The 19,538-nt window shown below is 50.6% G+C and carries 23 protein-coding genes and 1 pseudogene; 15 read left to right on the forward strand and 9 right to left on the reverse strand.

Annotation, left to right across the window (positions count from 1 at the left end):
* Nucleotides 1-315 precede the first annotated feature (315 nt).
* The gene (locus H7A79_RS10680; protein ID WP_281384905.1) at nucleotides 316-444 is read right to left on the reverse strand and encodes a hypothetical protein; all 129 of its coding nucleotides are present in this window, start codon (nucleotides 442-444) and stop codon (nucleotides 316-318) included.
* 268 nt (nucleotides 445-712) lie between these two features.
* Here H7A79_RS10680 and minC point away from each other — a divergent pair, with 268 nt between their 5' ends.
* The 4 genes from minC to H7A79_RS10700 are packed head-to-tail and all read left to right on the forward strand — an operon-like array spanning nucleotide 713 to nucleotide 3,467.
* The gene (gene minC, locus H7A79_RS10685) at nucleotides 713-1,414 is read left to right on the forward strand and encodes a septum site-determining protein MinC (RefSeq protein WP_135036740.1); all 702 of its coding nucleotides are present in this window, start codon (nucleotides 713-715) and stop codon (nucleotides 1,412-1,414) included.
* A gap of 42 nt (nucleotides 1,415-1,456) precedes the next feature.
* Nucleotides 1,457-2,269, forward strand: coding sequence for a septum site-determining protein MinD (minD, locus tag H7A79_RS10690; protein WP_135036738.1), 813 nt, complete (start codon nucleotides 1,457-1,459; stop codon nucleotides 2,267-2,269).
* 2 nt (nucleotides 2,270-2,271) lie between these two features.
* Complete coding sequence (gene minE, locus H7A79_RS10695; protein WP_135036733.1) at nucleotides 2,272-2,541, forward strand: cell division topological specificity factor MinE; 270 nt, start codon at nucleotides 2,272-2,274, stop codon at nucleotides 2,539-2,541.
* The gene (locus H7A79_RS10700; RefSeq protein ID WP_135036731.1) at nucleotides 2,538-3,467 is read left to right on the forward strand and encodes a hydrogen peroxide-inducible genes activator; all 930 of its coding nucleotides are present in this window, start codon (nucleotides 2,538-2,540) and stop codon (nucleotides 3,465-3,467) included. Before minE ends, H7A79_RS10700 begins: the two co-directional genes overlap by 4 nt.
* Nucleotides 3,468-4,179: 712 nt before the next feature.
* Here H7A79_RS10700 and H7A79_RS10705 read toward each other — a convergent pair.
* Nucleotides 4,180-4,629: a universal stress protein gene (locus H7A79_RS10705; RefSeq protein WP_135036728.1), complete on the reverse strand. Its 450-nt coding sequence runs from the start codon at nucleotides 4,627-4,629 to the stop codon at nucleotides 4,180-4,182.
* Between the two features lie 585 nt (nucleotides 4,630-5,214).
* On the opposite strand from H7A79_RS10705, the gene H7A79_RS10710 reads away from it, so the two are divergent.
* Nucleotides 5,215-5,415: a hypothetical protein gene (locus H7A79_RS10710; protein WP_187000231.1), complete on the forward strand. Its 201-nt coding sequence runs from the start codon at nucleotides 5,215-5,217 to the stop codon at nucleotides 5,413-5,415.
* Nucleotides 5,416-5,683: 268 nt separating this feature from the next.
* Here the strand turns inward: H7A79_RS10710 and H7A79_RS10715 are convergent, their stop codons facing one another.
* Complete coding sequence (locus H7A79_RS10715; protein WP_187000232.1) at nucleotides 5,684-7,462, reverse strand: extracellular solute-binding protein; 1,779 nt, start codon at nucleotides 7,460-7,462, stop codon at nucleotides 5,684-5,686.
* 751 nt (nucleotides 7,463-8,213) lie between these two features.
* Between H7A79_RS10715 and H7A79_RS10720 the strand changes: the two genes are divergently transcribed.
* The 5 genes and pseudogenes from H7A79_RS10720 to H7A79_RS10740 all read left to right on the forward strand — a co-directional run bounded on the left by H7A79_RS10720 (nucleotide 8,214) and on the right by H7A79_RS10740 (nucleotide 13,225).
* Nucleotides 8,214-9,086 (forward strand): lipid A biosynthesis lauroyl acyltransferase, encoded by an 873-nt coding sequence (locus tag H7A79_RS10720; RefSeq protein ID WP_187000233.1) that lies wholly within the window; start codon nucleotides 8,214-8,216, stop codon nucleotides 9,084-9,086.
* Nucleotides 9,087-9,588: 502 nt separating this feature from the next.
* Nucleotides 9,589-11,187, forward strand: coding sequence for an isocitrate lyase (locus H7A79_RS10725; protein ID WP_187000234.1), 1,599 nt, complete (start codon nucleotides 9,589-9,591; stop codon nucleotides 11,185-11,187).
* Between the two features lie 473 nt (nucleotides 11,188-11,660).
* Nucleotides 11,661-12,307: pseudogene (locus tag H7A79_RS10730) on the forward strand (IS1595 family transposase).
* Between the two features lie 38 nt (nucleotides 12,308-12,345).
* On the forward strand, nucleotides 12,346-12,630 hold the full coding sequence (locus tag H7A79_RS10735) for a hypothetical protein (RefSeq protein WP_187000235.1): 285 nt from the start codon (nucleotides 12,346-12,348) through the stop codon (nucleotides 12,628-12,630).
* A 100-nt stretch (nucleotides 12,631-12,730) separates the two neighbouring features.
* Entirely contained in the window at nucleotides 12,731-13,225 is a 495-nt protein-coding gene (locus H7A79_RS10740) for a hypothetical protein (RefSeq protein WP_187000236.1), read from the forward strand.
* A 5-nt stretch (nucleotides 13,226-13,230) separates the two neighbouring features.
* On the opposite strand, the gene H7A79_RS10745 is transcribed toward H7A79_RS10740, so the two are convergent.
* Nucleotides 13,231-13,617 (reverse strand): hypothetical protein, encoded by a 387-nt coding sequence (locus H7A79_RS10745; protein WP_187000237.1) that lies wholly within the window; start codon nucleotides 13,615-13,617, stop codon nucleotides 13,231-13,233.
* Between the two features lie 64 nt (nucleotides 13,618-13,681).
* Between H7A79_RS10745 and H7A79_RS10750 the strand changes: the two genes are divergently transcribed.
* From H7A79_RS10750 to H7A79_RS10765, 4 genes are all read left to right on the forward strand, one after another.
* Nucleotides 13,682-14,770, forward strand: a complete 1,089-nt coding sequence (locus H7A79_RS10750) for a PriCT-2 domain-containing protein (protein WP_187000238.1) — start codon at nucleotides 13,682-13,684, stop codon at nucleotides 14,768-14,770.
* 52 nt (nucleotides 14,771-14,822) lie between these two features.
* The gene (locus H7A79_RS10755) at nucleotides 14,823-15,062 is read left to right on the forward strand and encodes a hypothetical protein (protein ID WP_246407881.1); all 240 of its coding nucleotides are present in this window, start codon (nucleotides 14,823-14,825) and stop codon (nucleotides 15,060-15,062) included.
* Nucleotides 15,063-15,135: 73 nt separating this feature from the next.
* The gene (locus H7A79_RS10760) at nucleotides 15,136-15,948 is read left to right on the forward strand and encodes a zeta toxin family protein (RefSeq protein ID WP_246407883.1); all 813 of its coding nucleotides are present in this window, start codon (nucleotides 15,136-15,138) and stop codon (nucleotides 15,946-15,948) included.
* Between the two features lie 124 nt (nucleotides 15,949-16,072).
* Nucleotides 16,073-16,252 carry a hypothetical protein gene (locus H7A79_RS10765; RefSeq protein WP_187000239.1) on the forward strand — a complete coding sequence of 60 codons (180 nt, stop codon included), beginning with the start codon at nucleotides 16,073-16,075 and terminating at the stop codon, nucleotides 16,250-16,252.
* Here the strand turns inward: H7A79_RS10765 and H7A79_RS10770 are convergent.
* From H7A79_RS10770 to H7A79_RS10790, 5 genes are all read right to left on the reverse strand, one after another.
* Nucleotides 16,239-16,805 carry a hypothetical protein gene (locus H7A79_RS10770; protein WP_187000240.1) on the reverse strand — a complete coding sequence of 189 codons (567 nt, stop codon included), beginning with the start codon at nucleotides 16,803-16,805 and terminating at the stop codon, nucleotides 16,239-16,241. The genes H7A79_RS10765 and H7A79_RS10770 overlap by 14 nt on opposite strands.
* A complete protein-coding gene (locus tag H7A79_RS10775; protein ID WP_187000241.1) occupies nucleotides 16,783-17,241 on the reverse strand; it encodes a hypothetical protein in 459 nt (152 codons plus the stop codon). Before H7A79_RS10775 ends, H7A79_RS10770 begins: the two co-directional genes overlap by 23 nt.
* A gap of 51 nt (nucleotides 17,242-17,292) precedes the next feature.
* Nucleotides 17,293-17,589, reverse strand: a complete 297-nt coding sequence (locus H7A79_RS10780; RefSeq protein ID WP_246407885.1) for a hypothetical protein — start codon at nucleotides 17,587-17,589, stop codon at nucleotides 17,293-17,295.
* Nucleotides 17,590-17,625: 36 nt separating this feature from the next.
* Nucleotides 17,626-18,057, reverse strand: a complete 432-nt coding sequence (locus H7A79_RS10785) for a hypothetical protein (RefSeq protein WP_246407888.1) — start codon at nucleotides 18,055-18,057, stop codon at nucleotides 17,626-17,628.
* 63 nt (nucleotides 18,058-18,120) lie between these two features.
* Nucleotides 18,121-18,519 carry a phosphoglycerate kinase gene (locus H7A79_RS10790; protein WP_187000242.1) on the reverse strand — a complete coding sequence of 133 codons (399 nt, stop codon included), beginning with the start codon at nucleotides 18,517-18,519 and terminating at the stop codon, nucleotides 18,121-18,123.
* A 615-nt stretch (nucleotides 18,520-19,134) separates the two neighbouring features.
* Between H7A79_RS10790 and H7A79_RS10795 the strand changes: the two genes are divergently transcribed.
* The gene (locus H7A79_RS10795; protein ID WP_187000243.1) at nucleotides 19,135-19,521 is read left to right on the forward strand and encodes a hypothetical protein; all 387 of its coding nucleotides are present in this window, start codon (nucleotides 19,135-19,137) and stop codon (nucleotides 19,519-19,521) included.
* The last annotated feature ends 17 nt before the right edge of the window (nucleotides 19,522-19,538 follow it).

Below are 19,538 nucleotides of genomic sequence, written 5' to 3' on the forward strand. Positions count from 1 at the left end.
ACAGACAGCAGGCAGCCGGTTGCGTTATTGCCCGGGCGGTTTAAAACCTTTCCCTTTAAGCAAAGCGCGGCAATGCCGTAACAGAAATCGAGCGGATTCATTATAGGCAGACGCCTTTGCAAAATCCGCTTAGGCCGTCTGAAACCAGAAAACCACCTTAACGGCTGCAACTTTATTGCCAGCCAATCCGTTTTATTCGATACTGCCCTGCACCGCCTTACCGCACCATACCCCACGCGCACCGCCACGGCAGCATCACACACCACTGCACCTGTCATCCCCGCAAGCTCGGCAGGACGGCAGATTATCTTTCGCTCAGCCAAACACACCGCACACCAAACGCAAGCCAACGGCTTGGGTCAGGCGGGAAAACCGCAGCCATTCCCCGGCCGCCGCATGGCAGATGCCGAAACGGGGCGCAAACTGCCGATTGTCGCACCGCATTTGACAACAGCATTTAACAGGCCTATTGTTTCCGCACCGTTGAAATGCCCCCAAGTCTGCACAGAAAACACCGCCGCCCCGCCGCACCGGCAGAAACCGGACACCTGTGGATAATTTGCAGCATCGCCGCGGCAAAAGTCTGCCCGCCGGCTCCAAACCGGCAATGTGGAAGCTTTTTTTATTTCAGACGGCCTTAACGGATTGAATAGCTAAGATTAACACGGTAAACTTAGGCCCATTAAATTTTTTTATAACTGTCTTACCGAAAATGAAACCAGCTTTTGATGTGAAATCAGCACGCTTAGACGTGCTTTCAGCGCAGTTGCATACTGCTGATTTAGGGGAATTGGAAGAATTTTTACAACAGCGCGTAAGCCAGCACAAAGAGCTGGGCAGCATGTTGTTTTTATTGGACGTGCAGGAATTTGCCAACCCGGGCGAATTAAGCATTGCCGCCGTTGTGTCGCTGTTTGCCCGCTACGGTTTGCAAATCATCGGGCTGCGCCATGAAAACGAAGCCTGGGCCACCTATGCCGAGGCCTATCATTTAACGTTCAGCCGCAACGATCCGAAACCGGAACCCCCGGCCAAACCGGCACCGCCCCCCGAACCTGCGGCCACCGTAATCAGCAAACCAACCGTACTCATCAACACTCCCATCCGCACCGGCCAACAGGTATATGCCGAACATGCCGATCTCATTGTAACCAGCATTGTCAATGAAGGTGCGGAAATCATTGCCGATGGCAATATCCACGTTTACGGCACCATGCGCGGCCGTGCGCTGGCCGGCGCCACCGGCAACCGCAAAGCGCGGATATTCATCCAGTCGATGCAGGCGGAGCTGGTATCGGTGGCAGGAATTTACCGTAATTTCGAACAAAGCCTGCCTGCACACCTCAACAAAAAAGCCGTGCAGGTATCGCTTCAAGAAAACCGTCTGGTTATCAGCGCTATTGACGGAGACTAACCGCTTTGGTTTTAAACGATTTGATTTTTAAAAGGAAACACTGTGGCAAAAATTATTGTAGTAACTTCAGGTAAAGGCGGCGTAGGCAAAACCACCTCCAGTGCCAGCATCGCCTCGGGTTTGGCCATACGCGGCCACAAAACCGCCGTTATCGACTTCGATGTAGGCTTGCGCAATCTCGACTTGGTTATGGGTTGCGAACGCCGCGTGGTCTATGACCTGATTAACGTTATCCAAGGCGAAGCCTCTTTAACCCAGGCTCTGATTAAAGACAAACACTGCGACAATCTCTTTATTCTGCCGGCCTCGCAAACCCGCGATAAAGATACACTGAACCATGAGGGCGTAGGCCGGGTACTCAAAGAACTGACCGATGAAATGAACTTCGAATACGTTATCTGCGACTCACCTGCAGGTATCGAGAAAGGCGCGCTGATGGCTCTGTATTACGCCGATGAAGCCATCATCACCACCAATCCCGAAGTATCCAGCGTGCGCGACTCCGACCGTATTTTGGGCATTCTGCAAAGCAAATCGCTCAAAGCCGAAAAAGGCGAAACCGTGAAAGAACACCTGCTGATTACCCGCTATTCACCCGAGCGTGTCGAAAAAGGCGAAATGCTGTCGGTGCAGGATATCTGCGATATTCTGCGCATTCCGCTGATCGGTGTGATTCCCGAGTCGCAAAACGTATTACAGGCCTCCAACTCCGGCGCCCCCGTTATCCACCAAAACGATGTAGCCGCCGCAGAAGCCTATAAAGACGTGGTATCCCGCCTGCTGGGAGAAAACCGCGAAATGCGTTATCTCGAAGCCGAGAAAAAAGGCTTCTTCAAACGCCTGTTCGGAGGTTGATCATGTCATTGATTGATTTATTGTTCGGCAGAAAAAACAAAACCGCCGCCGTTGCGCGCGACCGCCTGCAGATCATCATCGCCCAAGAGCGTGCCAAAGAGCAGGCTCCCGATTACCTGCCCACCCTGCAAAAAGAGCTGCTGGAAGTGTTGTCTAAATATGTGCATGTATCTTTGGAAGACATCCGCATCTCCCAAGAAAAACAGAACGGCTTGGACGTGCTTGAACTGAACATCACCTTGCCGGAGCAAAAGAAGGTTCAAGAAGTATGACCCTGACCGAGTTGCGCTACATCGTTGCAGTGGCACAGGAACGCCATTTCGGACGTGCCGCCCGCCGCTGCTTCGTAAGCCAGCCCACCCTTTCAATTGCCATCAAAAAATTGGAAGAAGAACTGGCCGTATCGCTGTTTGACCGAAGCAGCAACGACATCATCACAACCGAAGCGGGCGAGCGCATCATCGCCCAGGCACGCCGCGTATTGGAAGAGGCCGATTTAATCAAACACCTGGCCAATGAAGAGCAAAACGAATTGGACGGCGCATTCAAGCTCGGCCTGATTTTTACCGTAGCACCCTATCTTCTGCCCAAGCTGATTGTGTCGTTGCGCAGCACTGCTCCGAATATGCCGCTGATGCTTGAAGAAAACTACACCCAGATTCTTACAGAATCCCTCAAACGCGGCGATTTGGATGCCCTGATTGTTGCAGAGCCTTATCACGAGCCGGGCATCATCACCGACCCTCTGTATGACGAACCGTTTTTTGTGATTGTCCCCAAAGGCCACCACTTCGAAGAGCTCGACACCGTAACCCCCGCCATGCTGAGCCAAGAGCAGGTGCTGCTGCTCACAGAAGGCAACTGTATGCGCGATCAGGTTTTGGCGAGCTGCTCCGAGCTGGCCTCCCGTCAAAAAATACAGGGGCTGACCAACACCTTGCAAGGAAGCTCCATCAACACTATCCGCCATATGGTGGCCAGCGGCCTTTCCATCAGCGTACTGCCTGCCACCGCCCTCACCGAAAACGACCATATGCTGTTCAGCATTATCCCGTTTGAAGGCAGCGCCCCGCACCGCCGTGTGGTGCTGGCCTACCGCCGTAACTTTGTGCGTCCCAAAGCCCTTTCGGCCCTGCGCAATGCCATATTGGCATCGCAGTTGAACGGCGTGAGCTTTATAGAACCCCAGGCCGTCTGAAACCGGCTTCTGCACACTGCAAACAGCCCCGCTGTTTCAGACGGCCGTATATTGCAGCTCAGCCGTTTTGCTTTCAAAAACCACTCATGTTTACAGTTTGATACAGAAAATTTAAACACAAAACGTGCAAACCCCAAATCCGGCTTCTACGCAGCACTCCGCAGCCCCGCACTGTATTCTTACTTACTTAACCAAATAAATATATTAAACAAAACCAGAAATAACACAGCATCAGCCTATTTTGCCTATACGCCGTATATAGCGGGCACACATTTCAGGCACAAAAAAGCAGGCCGCAAACCATACCGATAATACAATACGGCTCCGATTCTGTTGCCGCTTCAGCGGTTTACAATCGTTCTCTTGAATTGAAAGAGCAAAATGCCGTAGCGGATTAAGCGGACCCTCCAAGTTTGTAACAGTATGCGGCTTGCCGCCTGATGTTTAAAGGCCGTCTGAAAACACCGATTGATGTTTCAGACGGCCCGAGATGCAGAAAAATCCAGCATGGTTGATACGGCAGATTGTGAACGGGACCTGTACCTTGCAAAAGAAATTCTCGTTTCACGATGCCGTGCGGCCTGACCGTATCCCCTTCTCTCAACCAATTCCGCAACGACCTTGGCCGGCGTTCAAAATCTTTACCCGGCACACTGCATTTCTATCGGCATGAATCCGCCTTGCTTCGCCTCCGGCTTGCCGGCGGTTGGGTTTAATCGTCCTTACGGCGCACCAGCAGCACCGGCACATGCGATTTACGCACCACCCCCTCGGCAACGGAACCCATCAGCAGGTGCATCAGCCCCGAAAAACCGTGGGTACCCATCACGATTAAATCACAGTTTTCTTCTGCCGCCTGCGCCACCAGCAGATCAGCGGTTTTGTCGCCCGCGCTTTCCATAATCAGGCTTTCGTGGCGCACGCCTGCCGCTTCGAGCACTGTGCGGTTTTTTTCCAAAACCTGGATGCCGGCAGCTTCCACCGCCTTGCGCACAGCAGTAGTGTCGCTGAAAGCGGGCGAGCCCCAGTCGAATTGGGCAACATCAACCACATGCACAGCCAAAATAGCGGCATCAAGCTGCTTGGCCAGCTTGCAGGCTTCTTTCAAGGCATACAGGGCTGCGGTGCTGTCGTCTACGGGAACAAGAATACGTTGATACATGGGCATCTCCTCAGGTTTGCGGTGAAAAGTTGGTTAGCTTTGGCGGTGGTTTGTGTTTGCGGTTTACTCTGAATAGACTGCACAAAATATTTGGAGCAGCATTCATTGGCAAAATCCCCCTTTTTCCGGCAAGGATTGCACAAGGTTAAACATTGCCCGGGCAGTATATCAAATTTGATGTAAAGAATCGGGATAATCGCGGTTTCTTTCTAACCGGCAGAATCTGCCAGACAAAAAACGGGGGGCTGTAAAAAGCAGCGAAAATACTTTACTGCTTTTATGGTTTCCAACAAGAAAAAGCAATGCAGCCAACCATAAATTTCAAACAATTTTATTAATTGAAATGCTACTGCATTCCGATAACACCGTATATTGATTTTTAAATTATCGTATTATTATAAATTATCGTATTATTATAATACTCTTTTAGCTTGAGAGATATTTTATGAAACAAGGAATAAGTGTAAAAAAATTGCGCCATAAAGCAGAGCTTCCTATATTGGTATTGACAAATCTCTGACGCACACCCAAGAATGGACGGCCGACCGTTGCGCTTATTGCTACGCACCCGAAGGAAAGCGGTCTATGATGGTTTTGTTTGCCGGTAAAAACCTATATTCCCAAGTTGATTTTGATGAATATATCAGAAGTGTGCGCAATTATAAGAATGGTTTTTGGTTAAAACTTTCCAATTTTTTGGCCGGCGATGCTGTGGGATTCCGCAGAATGGAGGCCATTAAAGAAACTGAGGAAAAAGGTTGGGATGTCCACGGGAAAATGTTATAGCGGGTATGGTTTATAGTTGCTACATTAGACTTCCCATTAAGGAAAGATATAAAATATGTAGGAATTTTTAATATTTTTCTCAGAAAAATTTAAACCGTATATTATAAATGTTAAAGCAGTAAAGTCGTCTTTACTGCTTTTATGGCTTCCAAAATAAAGTTGCCCGGCCGGAAAGGCTGTTTGCTTTGTGTCAAGTTAAAGTGAGGCCGTCTGAATATCGAGAAAGCCTATCTGTGGTTTTCAGACGGCCAAACCCTTGAATGACCGGTTACCGCTTCACCCAGCCTGCACTCAGCGCCCATTCGGCGGGGGTATAGTATTTGGGCTGGCGCGCGGGTATGCCTAAGGTGTTGCGGTACACCACACGGTAGCGGTCGGTATACCAGTTAGGCACCACGATATATTGATGGCGCAGCACACGGTCGAGTGCGCGCGATGCGGCCACCAGCTCCGTGCGGGTTTCAAAGCTCTCGAAATGCTTAAGCAGGGCTTCTACGGCAGGGTCGCACACACCCGCCCAATTGTGGCTGCCTTCGGCTTTGGCAGAGGCGCAGCTGAAATAGTCGAACTGCTCGTTGCCGGGGCTTTGGCTGTTGGCATACACCACAACGGTCATATCGAAATCGAAGCTGCCTACCCGTTTGCGGTAAACCGAAGGGTCGGCCATACGCACATTCATGCGCACACCGATTTTGGCCAAGTCGTTGCGCCATTTGGCGGTTACGCGCTCATAGGTTTTGCTCGGGCTGAGAAACTCCACCACCAGCGGCCTGCCTTGCGGGTTTACCAACACGCCGTTGCGGTAGCGGTAGCCTACCTGCTCGAGCAGGGCGCGCGCTTTGCGCAGATTGGGGCGTATGCCGTGCACAGGGTCGGTTTTGGGCGGTTCGGGCGCGTTTTGGGCGAACACGGCAGCCGGCAGGTGGCGGCGGACGCGCTCGAGCATGGCCGCTTCCATGCCCGAAGGCTTGCCCGATGCAGCCATTTCGCTGTGGGTGAAAAAACTGTTGCTGCGCCGGTAGAGGCCGTAAAACAGGCGTGCATTGGTGTTTTCAAAGTCGAAACTTTCCACCAGCGCCTGCCGCACGCGGATATCGTTAAACGGCGCACGGCGCAGGTTCATCACAAAGCCCTGCATACCGGCGGTGTTGCTGTGCCGCCATTCGTGTTTGCGCAAACGGCGCTTGGCCAGCAACTCTTCAGGATAAGCCCGCGCCCAATTGCGGGCGGAATTTTCCTGCATGAAGTCGTATTGCCCGCCTTTGATGCCCTCGAGGCGCACGGTGTCGTCTTTATAATATTTGAAACGCACGGTGTCGAAGTTATACATGCCTTTGCGCACGGGCAGGTTTTGCGCCCAATAATTTTTATCGCGCACAAATTCGCTCAGACGGCCGCTGTCAGCCTTATTGAAACGGTAGGGGCCCGAGCCGATGGGCGGCGTGTTGGGTGCCGCAGCCAAACCTTCGGGGTAGCTTTTGTGCGAAAACACCGGCAGCTCGCCCAAAGTCATATGCAGCTCGGCGTTGCGCTTTTTGAAGCGGAACACCACCGTGCGCGCATCGGGGGTTTCTACGCGCGCCACATCGGCCCAATAAAAGCGGTACATGGGCGCGGCGGCTTTGTCGCGGGTGAGGATGTTAAACGAGGCGGCCACGTCTTTGGCCTGCACGGGGTCGCCGTTGTGAAAGCGTGCTTTAGGGTTGATTTTGAACGTTACCGAAAGGCCGTCTGAAGCCGGGGAGATGTCTTGTGCCAGCAGGCTGTATATGGCAAACGGCTCGTCTTTGCCTTTCTCGGCGAGCGTGTCGAGCGTGAGCATGGCCATGCCGGCTTCGCGGCTGCCCTTGAGGGTGAACGGGTTGAACGTGTCGAAGCCGCCTGCCGCAGGCAGCGTGAACGTGCCGCCTTTGGGAGCTTCGGGATTCACATAATCAAACGATTTAAAACCGGCAGGATACCGCACCGGCTGACCCAAAGCCAAACCGTGGGCGGCATAGGCATGAGCGGCGGCAAAAAGCAAAATCAGGGCGGAAAAAATTTTCATCTTGAAACGCTTAACAAAACATGCGGTATTTATTGTAGCCTATCGGCAGGGTTGTCCACACACCGTTTTGGCACGGGGCGGTTTATTTTCTGCCGCGATATTCGAAACACCGACCCGCCGCTTAATTGTGAAACGCTTCATTTCCGACACCAGGCAGTAAGCCGCAGACGGTAATGACCCCGCCCGGGCGGCTTATACAACCATTCTCTTTGAGCCGGGGCTCGGCAATGCTGTAGCGCAAACGAAGTGATTCACGATAGGCCGAAGCCTTTGAAACATATCTTAAGGCCGTCTGAAAAAAGGCCGTCTGAAAGGCTTAAATATCATTAATTCCCGTGCGGGCGGAAAGCCAAATGAAAATATGGAAGTATAGGTTAAACAAATACCGGAATGGCAAACGATCGGGTTTCCGTCTGCGCGGAAATGGCGGCAAATAAACTTCTTAACGTTTTTTGAGTCCTGCAAGGCGTTCAGGCCGTCTGAAAACCGCATTCCCATTTTGTGAGCCTGCTTTATCACAACGGCCTGCCATTTCCACAGCCAAGCACTTTAAAATAACAACAACATTGATTTGCCTGATTGTGCAGCCCGCACTATCTCCGCCCGCTGCTTTATGCTTATTTTTTGCTATTTGGAGCAGGTGGGTTATCACACCTATCCGCCCGAAACGGTTTGTTTTGATAAAAATATAAAAACACAACGTTCACCACTATAATACGGATACACCCCCACCCAACCCGACAGCCTAAACATGAAATTCGCCTTCTTTATTTTATATTTAATCCAACTGCTGCCGTTTCGCGCCATTCACAAGCTGGCCGACTTTATCGGCTTACTGGCCTATTATGCCGTCAAACCGCGCCGCAGGGTAGGCGAAATCAATTTGCAGAAATGCTTTCCCGAATGGAGCGAAAGCAAGCGCACCTCCGTGTTAAAGCACCATTTCCAACACATGGCCAAGCTGATGCTCGAATACGGCCTCTATTGGTATGCCCCTGCCGAACGCCTGCGCCGCTTCGTGCGTTACCAAAACAAACACCATCTCGACAATGCGCTTGCCGCAAGCGAAAAAGTGATTCTGCTCTACCCCCATTTCACCGCATTCGAAATGGCGGTTTATACCCTCAACCAAGACGTGCCGCTTACCAGCATGTATTCCCACCAGAAAAACCGGGCGGTGGACGAGCAGATTCTCAAAGGCCGCCACCGCTACAACAACGTATTTCTCATCGGCCGCAACGAAGGATTGCGGGCCATCATCAAACAAATCCGCAAAAGCGGCGCCCCTTTTCTTTATCTGCCCGACCAAGATTTCGGCCGCAACGATTCGATTTTCGTTAACTTTTTCGGCATTCCCACCGCCACCATTGCCGGTTTGGGCCGCATTTCAGGCCTAACCGGCGCCAAAGTTATTCCCGCCATTCCCATCCGCGAAGCCGACAATACCGTAACACTGCGTTTTTATCCCGCCTGGGAAAACTTTCCCACCGAAAGCGCAGAATCCGACACCCAGCGCATGAACGACTTCATCGAAGCACGCACACGCGAACACCCGGAGCAATATTTCTGGCTGCACAAACGCTTCAAAACCCGCCCGGAAGGCGAGCCGGGTTTTTACAGTTAGTTTTTTACAGTTAATTGTAAATGTTTCAGACGGCCTCTAAATAATACAAACAATACAAACCGCCTTTCTTAATAACGTATTAAAGAAAGGCGGCATTTTTTATCGCCAAACACCGGATTACATACCGCTACCTATCAAGCTTTCGGCATAACCGATACCGTACGGCAACAACACCGCCCAAAATAAACCTCTGAAATTCAAACCACTACACTATTGCCATTGCTAGAAAACCATCATGCGACACCCCAAACCCCGATAATAAATATCCAAAAAACAGCAGATTTCCCCAAAAAAATATAAAAAACTGCCAAACAACAGCCATAAAGTTCCAAAAACACCAACTGTCAACTTCTCAAAACCCGCATAAAAATCAAAAACTTTGCAACAAGGGCTTGGCAAAGCGGAAAAAAACAGGTAAATTCAAACTACATCCCACTACACGAAATCAATAACGTGTAAACGGTATTCCAAAAATCAAGCGAGAACAAAGGAGTTAATAGAGATGGCAAATTACCAAAGCGAAATCAAAGAAGCCGCGGATCTGAAACAACAGATGGGTTCGGGCTGGAGCGCGATTACCCCGGAATATGTTGCGCGTATGCGGCTGCAAAACCGCTTCAAAACAGGCTTGGATATCGCCAAATACACCGCCGCCATTATGCGCCGCGACATGGCCGAATACGATGCCGACCCCGCAAACTACACCCAATCGCTCGGCTGCTGGCACGGTTTTGTCGGGCAGCAAAAACTGATTTCTATTAAGAAACACCAAAAAACCACCAACAAACGCTACCTGTATCTCTCCGGCTGGATGGTGGCCGGTATGCGTTCCGAATTCGGCCCGCTGCCCGACCAATCCATGCATGAAAAAACCAGCGTTCCGGCTTTGATTGAAGAGCTTTACACTTTCCTGAAACAAGCCGATGCCCGCGAACTCGACCTGCTGTTTACCGCACTGGATGCCGCCCGCGCCGCCGGCGACAAAGCCAAAGAGCAGGAAGTCCAAAATCAGATCGATAACTTCGAAACCCACATCGTGCCGATTATCGCCGATATCGATGCCGGTTTCGGCAACGCCGAGGCCACCTATCTCTTAGCTAAAAAAATGATCGAGGCGGGTGCCTGCTGTATCCAAATCGAAAACCAAGTTTCCGATGAAAAACAATGCGGCCACCAAGACGGCAAAGTAACCGTTCCGCACGTTGATTTCTTGGCGAAAATCAACGCCGTCCGCTACGCATTCTTGGAGTTGGGCGTGGACGATGGCGTGATTGTCGCCCGTACCGACTCTTTGGGCGCCGGCCTAACCAAACAGATTGCCTACTCATTGCAGCCGGGCGATTTGGGCGACCAATACAACAGCTTCTTGGACGGCGAAGAAATCACCGATCTGAGCCAAATCAAACCGGGCGATGTGATTGTGAACACCAACGGCAAAACCATCAAACCCGTACGCCTGCCGAGCAACCTGTTCCAGTTCCGCAAAGGCACCGGCATTGACCGTGTTGTGCTCGACTGCGTAACCTCGCTGCAAAACGGTGCCGACTTGCTGTGGATTGAAACCGAAAAACCACACATCGGCCAAATTAAAGAAATGGTGGATAAAATCCGCGAAACCATTCCGAACGCCAAGCTGGTATATAACAACAGCCCCTCGTTCAACTGGACGCTGAACTTCCGCCAACAAGTGTTCGATGCCTGGCAGGAGACCGGAAAAGACATATCGGCCTATGACCGCGCCAAACTGATGAGCGTGGATTACGATGACACCGATTTGGCCAAAGAGGCCGATGAACGCATCCGCACCTTCCAAAAAGATGCGTCTGCTCAAGCCGGCATCTTCCACCACCTGATTACCCTGCCCACCTACCACACCGCAGCCCTCTCCACCGACAATCTGGCCAAAGGCTATTTTGCCGATCAAGGCATGCTGGCCTATGTGAAAGGCGTGCAGCGTGAAGAAATCCGCCAAGGCATCGCCACTGTGAAACACCAAAACATGGCCGGCTCCGATATCGGCGACAACCACAAAGAATACTTTGCCGGTGAAGCCGCCCTGAAGGCGGGTGGGAAAGACAACACCATGAACCAATTCTCGTAAGAGACCGTTTCAGACGGCCTCAACGAAAGGCCGTCTGAAACCGACTTCTTTATCTGCATAGAGTTGAGCTGTGCGGATAAAGTGCAGGCGCAAGCCTGTATTGTTTGTGAAGCGTAAATCTCTGATTTGAGGTATTTCGGGCAATCCTTACAGATTGCCCGCTTTTTTGCTACCAAAAACTCCAAACCATGCAGCAGCATACAGTCAGATAACATATCCACTGTTGAGAAGCATTCAGTTGGAAGATTCTTATGATGAGCAATAGGAGTTTTAAAATGTCAAATGACTATCAGCAGCTTAAGAGTAAAGACTCCAGCCGCATCATTAGCCTACCACAGATATACGCTGGATAGATTATCTAAACTGGAACAATGTCAAGTTTATTTTAAACAATAATGAGATATGACTATACTGCAGTGATTTAGCTGCTCTGCGTACATGGAGCGATACCCCGAACACGAAATGAACTATTAATTCCCTTCCAAAGCCAAAGCCGTTTAAGCCACTACAGACAAAACAAACTCATCGAACTGTGTGCAGCAGGCGTTACAGCACGGACTGCCGAACCGGCTGGTGTAAACAAAGACACTGCCGCCTATTATTTTCAGCTCTGCGCTTACTTAGCTTCCACAACAGCCCGCATTTGGAAATGCTTGAGGGCGGAGTAGAAATTGATGAAAGCTGTTTCGACAGACGGCGCAAAGGACAGCGCAGACGCGGGGCGGTAGGAAAGGTAGTGGTTTTCGGTATTATGAAACGGAACGACAAAGTCTATACGGTGGTTGCAAACAATGCCGAATCAGACACCTTGATGCCTGTAATCAAACAGAAAATCATGCCGGACAGTATTGTTTATACAGACAGCCTGAGCAGCTACGAGACGCTGAATGTCAGCGGTTTTATCCATCACCGTATCAACCATTCCAAAGCGTTTGCCGACCGTCAGAACCACATCAACGGTATTGAGAATTTTTGGAATCAGGCCAAGCGCTTGCTACGCAAATACAACGGAATCGACCGAAAGTCTTTTCCCCTATTCTTGAAAGAATGCGGGTTTCGGTTTAACTTCGGTACACCGTCTGAGCAGCTTAAAATCCCGCAAGATTGGTGTGGAATTTAGGGATAATCTACTTCAGCCCCTAATATTTTTCCCGGGAAATGGAAAAGCGCTATGGCGCAATGATTAACGAAATTTTTACCCCGGAAGAGTTGTTTGCAGAAAAAATCAAGCGAACCGACAGCCTGCCCAAGTCCAAACTGGATAATGACGAGCTTATGCTCCGCATTTGGCTCGACAATGCCTTACCGCCCTACAGCCCGCCCGGGCATATCCGCAAAGTTTTGAAAGCGTTTAAACGGCACACCGATGAGGAAGGCTTTGAATCCGTCAAATATCTGTTGAAACGGCGCGGCATCAAGGCGGAAGACTATCTGGCCGACTGAGGTTTTGTCCCTCCTTTTGCGCATACTTATCAGGCCGTCTGAAAACACCTTTCCCGTTTTCAGACGGCCAATTTATTTATAAAGCCTTATACCTCGATCCATGAAAAAATCAAAATATCTCGACTTTCACGCTTCCCTGTCTATATCTGTTTTGTTCGGTTCCTTGCTCTTTTCCCTGCATCCTCCTTCAGGGGGCAATGTTCCGGCAGATTTTGGAGAAAAGCTGATGGCTTTTGGCTTTGCATTGGCTGTTGTTATCCGATTTGCTCCTTTGCTGATGAAAGGAAAACTCAGAGAATGGTTTTGCTGGACGGATGTGTTTTACTCAGAAAATGTTAATCCGATCAAAATCGGGAATTTAAGAGGGTATGTGAAAGAATTAAAAAAGACGGAAATACGCTTCCGTCTTTTTTCTTATTTGTACCGCTATTTAGGACTTTTTGTCGTTTTATCCATGTGCAGGGAATTAACAGAAAATATCACTCATTCCTACGCCATTTTGCCTATAGTTACAGCAGTCTTATTCTACATAGGCACTATCGGATTAATACTGTGCCTGATTTTGATGGCAATACACTACAACCGCCCAGAGTAGTTTATTTAGCTTTCCCTCATCATCATTGCAACCAGTGTCCCCAGGGTACCGAGTCCGAGTGTAACGGGTAATTTAAACCACCATGTTGCATACCACATGACTTTACCGTGATGAATACTGGAAAAAGACGGAAAACTATTTGCTGACCAATAATTTAATGCCGGGAAAAAACACACCCATAAAGCCACCGCCGCAATCGGCAGTAAAAACCATGAGCGATTTAAATCAAAGGCAACACCAAAAACAGTAACCCATAAGAAAAGATTAAGCAGTAATTTTGAGCCGGTTTCAACATCCAATCCCATCATATTGGAGAAAAAATAAATGCCGCACAAAATGATTGCGGCAGCGATGAGAACCAAGGCAACTTCAAATTCACTGTTTTTACTCATATCTAATCCTTTTTCAGATACATATTTATATCAAGTATATTAACCATTTAAGGAGACGTAAACCATGAGCAACTACAACGAAATCCGCAACGCTTTAAGCCATATCGACTCCCATGACCGCGACACCTGGATACAGGTCGGTGCCGCCCTGAAAGACGAAATGGGCGAGGACGGTTTCAATCTTTGGGATAACTGGTCTCAAAGTGCCGACAACTACAATGCCCGCGATGCCAAAACCGCTTGGAAGTCGTTCAAGCCCGGCCGCGTCCATATCTCCACATTGTTTTACCATGCGCGCCGAAACGGTTATACCCCGTCCCAACCCTACACGCCGCCGACACCCGAACAGCAGGCGGTGCGGGCTGCCGAACTGGCTGCGCGGCGGCAGGCCGAAGAGCAGGCACAGGCCGAGGCACAGGCCAAAGCGAAAGAAACGGCACGGGGGATTTGGAACCGCTCCGCCCCCGCCCGTGCAGACCATCCCTACCTGGCGGCCAAAGGCATCACCTCGGCGGCGGCTGTTGCCGGATTGCGGCAGAACCGTTACCGCGGCGACGATAATTTGGTGGTGCCGCTGTATTACGGCGGCGAAATCGTCAATGTGCAGTCCATCAACCAAGACGGGCATAAGCGTTTCCTCTCCGGCGGGCAGGTTAAAGGCGGTTACGCCGTGGTAGGCAACGCCGGGCAGCTTTCAGACGGCCTGGTGATTGCAGAGGGCTACGCTACTGCCGCCAGTATCCATCAGGCAACGGGCAAGCCCGTGATTGTGGCGTTTAACGCCGGCAATATGGTGGCGGTGTCGGAGCGGCTGGCGCAAAACCTGCCTGCCGGTGTGCCGGTGGTGCTGGCGGCGGACAACGACGCATCGCAAACCGGCATTCACAAGGCGCGGCAGGCGGCGGCATGGTTCGGCGGCCATGCCGTGGCGGTGCAGCCCGAATTCACGATGACGCAGATTCAGGCTTATCAGAACACCAACGGGCCGAACCTGCCCAGCGACTTCAACGACCTGCACCAACTGGCCGGCACCGAAGCCGTGCGCGGACGCATCGAAGCGGCTTTCAGACGGCCGCAGCACATCATCCCATGTGCTGCGGCAGGGCTTTTTTGTTTTTGGCAGATGCAAAGCGTATCATTTTCAACAGATTAGTCGTATATGGTATAATCAGCGCCCGTAAAACTTTGCAACAGGAGAACCAGTTATGTGCACCTTGATGCAAAAAGACGCACTGATCGAACGTGTGGCGTCGGTGCAGGCTTTGATTGCCCGCAAAACCCCGCGCACCGGAAAGCGTTCCGCAGACCAAGACAGAATCGTTTCGCTACGCCGTTTCCTTTATGCTTCGGCTCCCGAAAGCATAAACTTTGAGGCTGTGGCAGATGAATGTAACGCTCTCCATCAAAAATATTCGGCGTTGCCAAAACTGGAGGCGGTCGCGTAAATGATGCCCGCACGGGAAACGGTTGCATTTGAAATGATTTGGGACGACCTGATTTCCGAAAGCCAGCTCTTCTTTGCCTAAAGGATTCGTGCTGGGCGGGCAGCCCGGCGCAGGAAAATCCAACCTTGTCCGTAAAATCAATGCGGAGCTTGGTGGTAATCTGTTAGTGGTAAACGGCGATGAATTCCGCCGCTACCACCCCGATTTTGACGAAATCCAAGCCAAATACGGCAAAGATGCCCCCAAACATACTGCTGCATTTTCTGGCGCGATGACGGAAAAAGTAATAGCCAAAGCGTTATCCGAAGGCTACAACATCAGCGTCGAAGGCACATTCCGCACCGCTGAAGTACCGATGGGCACCTTAGACCAAATGCGTGCCCACGGATATGAAACGGCCGTCTATATCCAAACCGCCCCTGCCGAAGTGAGCTGGCAAAGCACCATCGAACGCTACAAATATATGGAAGATTTGGGGGAAACACCCCGCGCCACACCAAAAGAACACCATGATTTAGTTGTAAAACTGCTGCCGAAAAACGCCGATACCGTGTTTGCATCCGGCAAAGCCGACCACTTCAGGGTGTACAGCAGGGAGGGTTTGATTTTTGACGACCGCATCCACATCGGGCAGATGCCCGGTGCGGCCATCGACAACGAACTGCACCGTAACAGCCGCCTTCTTGAAAAAATCCAAACCGACTTCCGGGCGAATGCCCACCTGCTTTCCGCTGCCCAAAAACAAGTTGTTCAGGCGGGAGAAGACATTATCAAAGGGCTTTCTCCTGTCGAACAGATGCAGGCACCGATTAATCTGTATGGAAGTTTGCTGGCCCAGATTCGAGAGCGGCATCCGTCATTGGACGGCTCCGAACCCGAACGTTGAAAGCTGCCAAACCGCTTCAGGCAGCTTTCTTCACTTCATATGCTTCAATAAACAAAGTGTTGGTAATAACAACAATCCTCCCGCAGGAGGGGGCAAGTCGGGCTTGGACTTGCCGGTGGCGGAGATGGCCGAAGGTATCGGAGCGGCCGGCATGGTCAAGTCCGGCTTGGGGGTGTGGGGCCGTTTTGGGCGAACCTGTGAGCCGGAAACGGGGCTGCTGCGGGGTGGTTTTATGCTTTCAAAAAAGTTTTTCATGCCGTCCGAAATGGTTTCGGACGGCATGAATGCGGTCAGCGGGCAATGACTGTGGCTATCTTCCATCGGCTGCCGATATATTTTTTCTTAAAATCATCAGCTAAAGTTTGAATTTCTTTACCATATTTATCTATTTTGTAAATATATTTACCATCAAAGCACAGTGAAAACTGTTCCTCTTTCGCAACATTCAGCAAAATCACGTCCAAACTCCCCACATTTTGCCAGCTCAAAAGGTTGGTCATTGCTTCTGTATCCAACTCTGCCACGTCTGGAATTTCCTCTTTCAGACACTCGGAAAACAGTTGCTCATACGCTTCGCGCGGCAGTAAGGCGAATGTTTCCGTGATGGTGCCCACATCGTAATCGTCAAAGGTATCTTTCAGCAAATCGTAGGTAAAATCCGAACTGCCCTTTAAGGCCGAAGCAAAAATTTCTATGCAGTCGTCTGCCGTCAAGCCCTCGTTTAAACCGTCCGAACTCCGCCATAACGTCATAAAAACTTCCCGTATCTCTTTCGGCTCGAGTTTTTCTGTCAGGGAAACTATCCGCTCTGCCCTATCGTGTGCATGATTCATTTCACACCCCGCTTTCTTCATCATTTTGAATGCCCTTTGCTGCAATTTCCCGCTCAAACCATGCGGCGGGGTCGGCGTAAAATTCGGGCGGGAATATCAAAGCCACATTAAAATCAATGTTGGTATCCTGCCAAAACCAATGCGCCTCAACATCCGTACAGCCGTACCAATAAATTTCCAAACAGCACCCCAACAGCGCATGAACAAACGAGCCGCTTTGACTGCGTATAACGGCATCCATATAAACCTTGAGTGAGCGGCGGTCTTCGGCGGTTATGCCGTGCAAAAGCGTATGCAGACGGATATAGCGGTCAACATCAAAGATAACGGTCATATCGCGGTAATATTCGCCCAAACAGTCCAAATCTTCATCGGTGCAGTTGATGTTGTCCAATTCATCGTCCATTTCAGCTACCATCAGGCGGCGGCCGTTGCGGCCGTAAATAAAGCGGCATTGCATATTTTTCCTTTCATTGGTTTTTTCAGACGGCCTTCAGGCCGTCTGAAACCGTCAAAACAAAACAAGCTGTTGTTCAAGCGTGATGGGTTCGGCCGGCACGGCCGCCGCTGTTTCTCCGCCGCGTTCGGATGCGATTTTTTCCGCCATCGCCCGGCCGAAGCCGCCCGAAATCCAATCTGAAGTACACCACGCCGACCAAAACTCGCGGGTTAAGCTGTTGCCGTGTACGATTTTTGCGGGTATGCGGTACAGTTGGCATTGAATGAAACACATCTGCACGCATAAAATATCGATGTCCGCGCCTACCGCTGCCATGTGCCGCGCGGGGGTGTAACCCGCCTCCCGCACCTGCCCGGCAAATGCAATCAGGTTGGCGCCGCTGCCTCAGGCCGGTTCCAAAACGCTGACAAACGGTTCGGTTTTCAGTTTTTCATCCAAGTCCTGATTCACAATGGCGGCCATTAGCCTGCTGACACAATACGGGGTGAAATACTGCCCGCTGCTGTCGTTGCCCAACCCCAAATCCATATACAGACGGCCTGACACGTCATCAAATGCCCCCTGCTGCTGCGCCTTATTAACGGCAAGCATCAACATGCCCAGCATTTCGGGAAAGCGGCAAAAATCCGCTGCGGGGTATTTTTTGCGTATTTCGTGATAGCGGTTTTCCCTTTGCTCCCACTCCGCATCAAATGCGTATCGGTTGATTAAGGCAACGGCGGCCAACTCGATAAAATCTCTGAGTACGTCTGCTACACGGAAAGCCGCACCGAAAGATTGGAACCCCTTGATTAATTCATGGTGGATATTTTCCATTCCGTCTTTCCTTTATCGTTGTTCAGACGGCCTCAAGGCCGTCTGAATCAGGGTTACAAATCCCTACCACCAACTGTCGTAAAAGACGGCCAAACCGTTAGCCAAAGCCGCGCGGGCGGCGGCAATGAATTTCTCGGTTTCCGTGATATCTTCGGGGTAAATCTCCTTCCCGCCGAAGAAACAGCCCGGCGTATATTCCAATTCGTTGTTTGCCAAAGCCCGCTCCAACCGTTCCAAGTCGTCAAGCTCCAGCCTGACGGTGCGGCAGTTAAACACCTCAACCCCGCCTTTTTCCCGATACAGCTTTTCCATCCACCCGTGCAGGTGGTTGAACTTGCGCCAATAGGCAATATCGGCAAGCTGCGCTTGTTCGCGCTCTTCTTCGGTGGCCGGCATCACATCGGTTTGCCGCTCGCCCGCAAACTCTGCGCGCATGGTATAGCCGTACATGTCCAATCCCATAGTCATTCCTTTCATGCGAAATAATTAACAACACACAACCATCGGGGGCGGTAGCCGCCGTGTTGTGATGTCGTTAAAAATTTCAAAGCGCCCAAAGTCCAGACTGGCTTTGTGCGGCTTTCATCTTTGTCCGGTGCGCCCTCTGCGGCGTGGTGGAAAAGGTGGAAGACGTGCAAAGACACTCGTCTTGGTCTGGACTTTGGGCGCTTTGAAATTTAGACATCACGAAACAACGCGGCGGCTACCGCCCCCGATGGTTGTTGACGGGACAGCCGCTTGGCGGCGTTTCCGCCTGTTGGGCGGAATTTCGGCGGGGTCGCTTTGTCGGCTCCCGCCTATCCTGCGTCTAGCTTTAAAATAGGTTTTTTAGTGGAGATTTGACGTTTTTTTCAGGGGTGGGTACGCGTGGAGGAGACAGTAACATTAGGATGCTTAGGTAATGTTAGTTACAGATAGATATAAATAGATGTTTAAACAATTGATATTGAATAAACTTAGATTAAAATCAGATGATGGATTAAAAGAATTAGACTTTATTAGATATATATTTTATAATTTTTAGATAAAAATAAGATTTTATTAAATTTAATCAGATAAAAATTAGATAGGAGTGATATGCCTAAAATATCGGCCGCCGAGTTTATTAAAACCCATCAGAAAAACGGCAGAAGCTCGAAATTGGAGCCGTACCGTGAAGATATTTTACTGCTGAAATCCAAAGGTTATACGCAGCAGCAGATTTTGGAGTTTCTGAAACTGAACGGTATTACCGTGGGCATGACGACACTAAACTGGTTTATCCGCAGCCGGCAAAACAAACCCAAGCCTACCGCCGGTGTTCGGAAACAATCCGTGAAACCGGCTCCTGCCGAAACCGGCAGTACTGCCGGGAATACGCCGCAAAAAGATCCGGATGAAGCCGGCAAACCGAGAAAATTCCAATGGGGTCCGCCCCCCTCCGATAACGAACTGTTCGGCTCTGCCGAAAACGGCGAATCTTAAATGCCCGGGGCTGCTAA

The organism is Neisseria musculi, from assembly GCF_014297595.2.
Classification (GTDB): Bacteria; Pseudomonadota; Gammaproteobacteria; order Burkholderiales; family Neisseriaceae; genus Neisseria; species Neisseria musculi.

Excerpts from the sequence above, each read along its gene's own strand:
- H7A79_RS10680 (WP_281384905.1), bottom strand. The coding sequence starts at position 444 with ATGCGGTGCGACAATCGGCAGTTTGCGCCCCGTTTCGGCATCTGCCAT.
- minC (WP_135036740.1), top strand. The coding sequence starts at position 713 with ATGAAACCAGCTTTTGATGTGAAATCAGCACGCTTAGACGTGCTTTCA.
- minE (WP_135036733.1), top strand. The coding sequence starts at position 2,272 with ATGTCATTGATTGATTTATTGTTCGGCAGAAAAAACAAAACCGCCGCC.
- H7A79_RS10700 (WP_135036731.1), top strand. The coding sequence starts at position 2,538 with ATGACCCTGACCGAGTTGCGCTACATCGTTGCAGTGGCACAGGAACGC.
- H7A79_RS10705 (WP_135036728.1), bottom strand. The coding sequence starts at position 4,629 with ATGTATCAACGTATTCTTGTTCCCGTAGACGACAGCACCGCAGCCCTG.
- H7A79_RS10710 (WP_187000231.1), top strand. The coding sequence starts at position 5,215 with ATGATGGTTTTGTTTGCCGGTAAAAACCTATATTCCCAAGTTGATTTT.
- H7A79_RS10715 (WP_187000232.1), bottom strand. The coding sequence starts at position 7,462 with ATGAAAATTTTTTCCGCCCTGATTTTGCTTTTTGCCGCCGCTCATGCC.
- H7A79_RS10720 (WP_187000233.1), top strand. The coding sequence starts at position 8,214 with ATGAAATTCGCCTTCTTTATTTTATATTTAATCCAACTGCTGCCGTTT.
- H7A79_RS10725 (WP_187000234.1), top strand. The coding sequence starts at position 9,589 with ATGGCAAATTACCAAAGCGAAATCAAAGAAGCCGCGGATCTGAAACAA.
- H7A79_RS10735 (WP_187000235.1), top strand. The coding sequence starts at position 12,346 with ATGGAAAAGCGCTATGGCGCAATGATTAACGAAATTTTTACCCCGGAA.
- H7A79_RS10740 (WP_187000236.1), top strand. The coding sequence starts at position 12,731 with ATGAAAAAATCAAAATATCTCGACTTTCACGCTTCCCTGTCTATATCT.
- H7A79_RS10745 (WP_187000237.1), bottom strand. The coding sequence starts at position 13,617 with ATGAGTAAAAACAGTGAATTTGAAGTTGCCTTGGTTCTCATCGCTGCC.
- H7A79_RS10750 (WP_187000238.1), top strand. The coding sequence starts at position 13,682 with ATGAGCAACTACAACGAAATCCGCAACGCTTTAAGCCATATCGACTCC.
- H7A79_RS10755 (WP_246407881.1), top strand. The coding sequence starts at position 14,823 with ATGTGCACCTTGATGCAAAAAGACGCACTGATCGAACGTGTGGCGTCG.
- H7A79_RS10765 (WP_187000239.1), top strand. The coding sequence starts at position 16,073 with ATGGCCGAAGGTATCGGAGCGGCCGGCATGGTCAAGTCCGGCTTGGGG.
- H7A79_RS10770 (WP_187000240.1), bottom strand. The coding sequence starts at position 16,805 with ATGATGAAGAAAGCGGGGTGTGAAATGAATCATGCACACGATAGGGCA.
- H7A79_RS10775 (WP_187000241.1), bottom strand. The coding sequence starts at position 17,241 with ATGCAATGCCGCTTTATTTACGGCCGCAACGGCCGCCGCCTGATGGTA.
- H7A79_RS10785 (WP_246407888.1), bottom strand. The coding sequence starts at position 18,057 with ATGGAAAATATCCACCATGAATTAATCAAGGGGTTCCAATCTTTCGGT.
- H7A79_RS10790 (WP_187000242.1), bottom strand. The coding sequence starts at position 18,519 with ATGGGATTGGACATGTACGGCTATACCATGCGCGCAGAGTTTGCGGGC.
- H7A79_RS10795 (WP_187000243.1), top strand. The coding sequence starts at position 19,135 with ATGCCTAAAATATCGGCCGCCGAGTTTATTAAAACCCATCAGAAAAAC.